The sequence below is a fragment of the Bacillus sp. TCT6 genome (assembly GCF_056033845.1).
In genome coordinates, this window is sequence record NZ_JBVYHX010000003.1 from 143,567 (window position 1) to 149,566 (window position 6,000).

The 6,000-nt window shown below is 31.3% G+C and carries 6 protein-coding genes; 2 read left to right on the forward strand and 4 right to left on the reverse strand.

What is annotated here, in order from left to right:
- Nucleotides 1–28: 28 nt before the first annotated feature.
- Complete coding sequence (locus AC0ONG_RS29560; protein ID WP_098437962.1) at nt 29–1,201, reverse strand: tyrosine-type recombinase/integrase; 1,173 nt, start codon at nt 1,199–1,201, stop codon at nt 29–31.
- A 374-nt stretch (nt 1,202–1,575) separates the two neighbouring features.
- On the opposite strand from AC0ONG_RS29560, the gene AC0ONG_RS29565 reads away from it, so the two are divergent.
- Both AC0ONG_RS29565 and AC0ONG_RS29570 read left to right on the forward strand, forming a co-directional pair.
- On the forward strand, nt 1,576–2,577 hold the full coding sequence (locus AC0ONG_RS29565; RefSeq protein ID WP_097889061.1) for a helix-turn-helix domain-containing protein: 1,002 nt from the start codon (nt 1,576–1,578) through the stop codon (nt 2,575–2,577).
- 273 nt (nt 2,578–2,850) lie between these two features.
- Entirely contained in the window at nt 2,851–3,237 is a 387-nt protein-coding gene (locus AC0ONG_RS29570; protein WP_098437961.1) for a GntR family transcriptional regulator, read from the forward strand.
- A gap of 203 nt (nt 3,238–3,440) precedes the next feature.
- Here the strand turns inward: AC0ONG_RS29570 and yknW are convergent, their stop codons facing one another.
- The 3 genes from yknW to AC0ONG_RS29585 all read right to left on the reverse strand — a co-directional run.
- Nucleotides 3,441–4,115, reverse strand: coding sequence for a YknW family membrane protein (gene yknW, locus AC0ONG_RS29575; RefSeq protein WP_474205301.1), 675 nt, complete (start codon nt 4,113–4,115; stop codon nt 3,441–3,443).
- 58 nt (nt 4,116–4,173) lie between these two features.
- Nucleotides 4,174–5,364, reverse strand: coding sequence for an ABC transporter permease (locus AC0ONG_RS29580; protein WP_063539070.1), 1,191 nt, complete (start codon nt 5,362–5,364; stop codon nt 4,174–4,176).
- Nucleotides 5,361–6,000, reverse strand: a 640-nt coding sequence (locus tag AC0ONG_RS29585; protein ID WP_474205304.1) for an ABC transporter ATP-binding protein, incomplete at its 5' end; no start/stop codon positions are given. The genes AC0ONG_RS29580 and AC0ONG_RS29585, both read right to left, overlap by 4 nt.

Here is a 6,000-nt window from a genome sequence, read left to right on the forward strand (position 1 = left end):
ATTCTTTTTATTTACTTCTCTAATTTATTCATTGCAACATATCTGCAAAAGAAGTACCTACATTATTCTTCCGTTTCATATGCTTCTCTAAATAGATTTTTGTTGTTTGAATATTTTCATGCCCCAGCGTTTGCATTAAATGATATAGATCCGCATTTCCTTGTTCAACTGCCATGATTGCAAAAGCATGACGAAATGTATGTGCTGTTACTGGATTTTCACGATACTGCAGAAACTCTAAATTTGTTTTTTTGATCATATCTGTTACCTGGTTTGATAATGTTTTTGAATTATAAAAGCTCCCTCTTTGGTTTATAAATAAAGGACTTTCATCTCCTCGATCCAATACAGTTTGGAACCCTCTTCTCTTTCTCATTTCACAAATACATTGATACAAATGTTCCGAAATGAAAAGTTCACGCACTTTATCTCCTTTACCCGTTACTTTTAACCAGTACTTTCCGTCATAGTGTAAATCTTTGACTCTTGTTGTACACAATTCTTGAATTCTTGCACCTGTACTTGCCAGAGCTAGTAAAATTGTATAGTTTACTACATGCCCTCTTTCTTTATAAAATCCTAATATTTTCATTACTTCATCATAAGATAGGTCCCGATTTGGCCGATCCTGTTCATTTACATTTGCGCGCTGCAGTTCTTCATGAAGAGGCTTTTCAATGTAAGAAAATACATAAAGATGTTTTAGAAAAGAACGAATGAGCACTGTTTTCTTTGCAAGTGTTGCGACTGCATATGTGTCACCATTCCTACCGTTCTCTACCTTTTTCAACCAAGAATTATATTTGCGAATATGCCAAGGTTGTAATGTTCTCAATAAAGAGTCCTTTTTCTGTACCTCTTCCCCATTTAATTCAAATTCTTCTGCATACTGCACCATGCACTGACAAAATGACAAGATTTCAGATATATAACTCTTTTTCGTATCCTCTTTTCTATTCTTCTTCTCATCCATATCTTTTTGTAAATGTACGAAATGATAAATGACCTCCAGGTCACTTAAATACGTATATTTACTCTTTCCCTCTTTTTCCGCAACCTCCATCTTCTCTTCCACCATATCTACATAACGATTATTATGCAGATATGGGACAACATCTCTTATATTATCTAAATATACATCTATGTATTTACTTTGATTATTTATGATAGGTAAATTTTCTCTTACAATTTTATTATCCATATTTCAAATTCACCTCTCCTATTGTAGATTATGAATATAATTATTTTTAATAACTATACTTATCATTTTATTTCACTTCTATTAATTATACAAATGATAATACATATTCTTTCAGTAATAATTCTATATTCTTCTCCATTAACTTATATTTATATTTTTTAATAATTTATTAATAAATAGATATTATTTAACAGCTAATAAATTAACATTCATAGTTATCTTATAATAAACAAATCTATAAAAACCTATTAAAATACAAAAATGCTTAAAATGTTTAATGAAATTCATTTCTTATTTTAAATACAAATAAAATTCTGATATGATATATACATATCTAAAATATTAGCAAACAATAGTTATGGAGGTGTCATTTCATGACACAAGATTTATTGTTCATTACAAAACCTACTGTAACGACAAAAGAGGCAGCCAACTTATTAGGGGTAACGATACAAACAATTTTAAAAAAAGAAAAAGACGGATTAATAGAATGTGTATATAAAGATAACTGGAAGCAATTCGGTAGTAAGATTTTCTATTTAGAAGATATAGAGCGCTTAAAAAATAAAGATACGGTTAAAGGACTTAGCACAAAAGAAGCAGCTGATATTCTTAATGTTGCCCCATCTACTATCTTTACATATATCAAATCTGGAAAATTACCTGCGACAAAGGTAGAAAAACGAGGAAAACAAGTATATCTTATCGATGAGGAAGAGCTAGAAATTTTTATGCTTGATTATGAAAAAACTAAAACAAAAGAGCGAAAAACATTCATTACTAAAATTCAAGGAGAAGATATATATTTATACCAATTATTAAGACATCAACATACCGGAAAAGCAGCTAGAGTAATAGAGATCAATGGAACAGATGGAAAGATTCTTACAGAGGATGAAGAAATTTTCCCGCTATCCACTTATAAGGAACATGATTATTCCTTTGAATCTCTTCCAAAACAAGCTGTAATTACAAAACGGGGGTATTTATCTTTTTCATTTAAAAAGCCTCAATTATTTAATTCCATTACTTATAATTTAATTAACTTATTTTATAAAGAACTTGGTGTCACAAATATGCGATTGAATATTTCATCTGATACTATCAAATTAGAAATTAAACCTTTTGTATTACAAATAGAGCCATTGCAGTTTCAAGAAGAAATTAAATACTTACATTCTCATATGAAATCTGGCACGATTCTTCCACATGTAGAGGGGATTTACTTTAAAAGTAATGTAGAGCCATTCACATTTCATGCAGATAATGAATTCAAGAAAAAAGTAGTTCAAATGGCAGCGGATGCTGGTATTGGGCAAGAAGAATTCTTATTACAAGCAGTAAAATCCTATATAACAAATTTAGAGCAGTATTAAATACTAAAGCAAATAAAAAAGAGAAAAACTAACAGAAATAGTTAATTTTTCTCTTTTTTGTTTGCTCAATTCAGACTGGATTTTTTCTATAAATATATCAACATTTTATATATTCTTAAAACAAATAAATATATAAATCCTTAATTCTTACTGAAAATAACAAAATTAAATCATAAAGATATAATAATTTTATTCTTATTAGCAATAAATTATCTTTTTTTTCTTAAAATTATTATATTATATAATTAACGAATTAATTCTGGGGGTAAAAAAATGAGAAGTGATTTTTCACCTAATATACCAGTGTATATACAGATAGTAGAGTACATAAGAATGGAAATTATATCTAAACGCTGGTCAACAGGCAGCAAAATTCCTACTGTACGTGAATTAGCTACCACATTACAAGTCAATCAAAATACGATTCAACGTGCATTTCAAGAGCTAGAAAAAGAAGAGATTATTATAACGCGTAGAGGAATGGGAAGATATGTAACCACTGAGGAAGATAAGATCAAAGAACTTCTTAATCAAATGATAAAAGAATTAATTAATAATTTTATAAATAACATGAAAAACTTAAATTTTAATGAAGAGACGATTCTTATAAGTCTCCAGTCTGCATTATATGTTGATAATTTAAAAGTATTAAATAAATAATATATGAAAACATATGTTTATAAAAAACAGTAATGTAGAGATGTATACTAAGAGCACCATTCACTTCATTTCTTTTAAAACAATAAAATGAAAAAACTCTCTATTTAATTCACTTTTAACCGGTGAATTAAATAGAGATGTTTTTTTAACAATTTATATAATATTACTTTGTGCTTGTCCATCTATTTTAATAGCAATTCAACTTAAAACTTTGGCATCATACCACCAATTGCTCCAAAAGCTACTGAGAAAATAAAGAAGATGATTGCAACTACCGTTGCCTGTTTTTTGCTTAATCCAGCTGTAATATGTAATCCTAATGCAGATATAACTAAAGACCATATTGTAAAGATTTCAAATGACTTCATAGCACCATGTAAAACGTCATTAAATGAAGTGAATAAAGGAGCTAACCCAGTATACATTTCTTCTCCTGTTTCTCCAATAATAATAGCCAAAAGACCATTTATAAATAAACCAAGTGTGGTAATAACACTTCCATACACTGAAATTGCTAATAATTTTTTAAAAGGTGTATCGTTGTTCATAAACATCATAAACACTTTATAAATAGCTGCAGTAATAAAAGCCCCTATTATAAAACCAATAGCTCCTGTAAAAAATCCACTCCCTAATTGCCAATATAAGGGGATATCTAAAACTGACTCTGCATTTGCTTTTTTACCTTCTGGAGACAGAATATAGGCATATGTATTAATTAGATATACAATACCGGTTAAAGCTGCCAATATCCAAAAGCTTTTCCAAATGGCGTTACTATTTTTTATTTTTTCAAATTGCAAACTTGGAGATGTAATTATTCCAAATAAAGATGGTTTTTCAACATTGACCTCTTGATCTTTAATATTTAATTCCATTTCTATAACCTCCATGTATTTATATACTACGCTCTATTAGAATAGTTTATGTTGTAACCTATTCGTAGCGAAGTGCTTCAATTGGGTCCAATTTTGCAGCTTTATTTGCAGGAATTAACCCAAAAATAATACCAAGTGTCATAGAGAACAACACTCCTCCAACAACAACTTCCCATGAAACCAGTGGTGGCCATTTCGCATAAATAGACACAACATAAGCTCCCAAGTAGCCAAGAGCGATCCCAATTAGTCCACCAATAAGAGTTACCATAACTGATTCAATTAAGAATTGTAGCAATATTTTACTGCGCGTTGCTCCAAGTGCTTTACGTACTCCTATTTCACGGGTGCGCTCTGTTACTGATACAAGCATAATATTCATAACACCAATTCCACCAACCACTAAGGAAATACCAGCAATACCACCAATAATCATAGTCATAATATTTGTCATTTGAGAAATACCATCTTGAAGTTCTTTTAAATTTGTTACCTCATATTTTCCTGTAAACTCGCTTGGTTTGCGGCTATTTAATACCTTAGACGCTTTTTTTCCTGCTAATTCTAAATCATCAACATTTTTTGCTTGTACGGAAATTTCTTGAATTTCATCTTTTCCATATAATGTCGGCCATAGTGTAATCGGAATTAGAGCTTCTGAAGCTTCCATTCCCATAAAATCATTATCTGATTTATAAGTACCAATGATTTGCATTGGTTGCCCCTTAATTTCAATTATTTTACCAATTGGATTTTGCTTTTTGAATACTTTATTTTTCATTCCTGTACTAATCATGACCACATTATTTCCTTCGGTAATATCAGACTCCTGTAATGACCGACCTTTTAATACTTTCACTTGATTAACATTAAAGTATTGTTTATCTAATCCTGTAATAGTTACCATTTCTTTTTTATCTTCGATATCCAGAGCTTCCATACTAGAATTTGTTGTAAGAACATGTGCCACTTCTGGGATATTTTGTACTTCATAAATGTCTTCCTCAGTTAACTTAGGTTCTTCTGTTTCAAAAGGATTATTAATATCTGGAGTGTAATGAATGGGAACAACATTATTTCCTTTACCAGCAAATAATGACTTTAATGTAGCCTCCCCGCCCTGTCCAATTGCAACCACAGTAATAATAGAAGATACACCAATAATAATCCCAAGCATTGTTAAGGCTGAGCGTAATTTATGGGAAAGAATAGAAGACAAAGCAATTTTTATACTATCTAATAAACTCATACGGCACACCTTCTATCTTCTGTGATTTTCCCATCTCGCAATACAATACGGCGAGATGAATAAGCAGCTACCTCTTCCTCGTGCGTAACCATAACAATTGTCGTACCTTCTGCATTTAACTTTGTGAAAATATCCATAACTTGGCCACCAGATTTCGTATCAAGTGCACCAGTCGGTTCATCGGCCATAATGAACGTTGGGTTATTCGCAATCGCCCTTGCAATTGCTACACGTTGCTTCTGTCCACCTGATAATTCATTCGGTAAGTGATGCACGCGATCTGCTAATCCTACTTTACCTAACGCCTCTAAAGCACGTTTGCGACGCTCTGCTTTCTTCATTCCCCCATATACGAGTGGAAGTTCAACGTTTTCCACTGCAGAAAGACGTGGTAATAAATTAAAGTGCTGGAATACAAAGCCGATATATTCATTACGAATTAAAGCTAGTTTTGACTCGTCTGCCGTTAAGATATTCACATCATTCAGCACATATTCACCTTCTGTCGGACGATCTAAACAACCTATAATATTCATAAGCGTTGACTTACCAGAACCAGATGGCCCCATAATGGAAACAAACTCACCACTTTGAATTGTTAAACTAATACCGTGCAAAATTGGCACTGCCAGCTTC

Bases quoted from the DNA above. Each gene is read 5' to 3' on its own strand.
- AC0ONG_RS29560 (WP_098437962.1), bottom strand. From the start codon at position 1,201: ATGGATAATAAAATTGTAAGAGAAAATTTACCTATCATAAATAATCAA.
- AC0ONG_RS29565 (WP_097889061.1), top strand. From the start codon at position 1,576: ATGACACAAGATTTATTGTTCATTACAAAACCTACTGTAACGACAAAA.
- AC0ONG_RS29570 (WP_098437961.1), top strand. From the start codon at position 2,851: ATGAGAAGTGATTTTTCACCTAATATACCAGTGTATATACAGATAGTA.
- yknW (WP_474205301.1), bottom strand. From the start codon at position 4,115: ATGGAATTAAATATTAAAGATCAAGAGGTCAATGTTGAAAAACCATCT.
- AC0ONG_RS29580 (WP_063539070.1), bottom strand. From the start codon at position 5,364: ATGAGTTTATTAGATAGTATAAAAATTGCTTTGTCTTCTATTCTTTCC.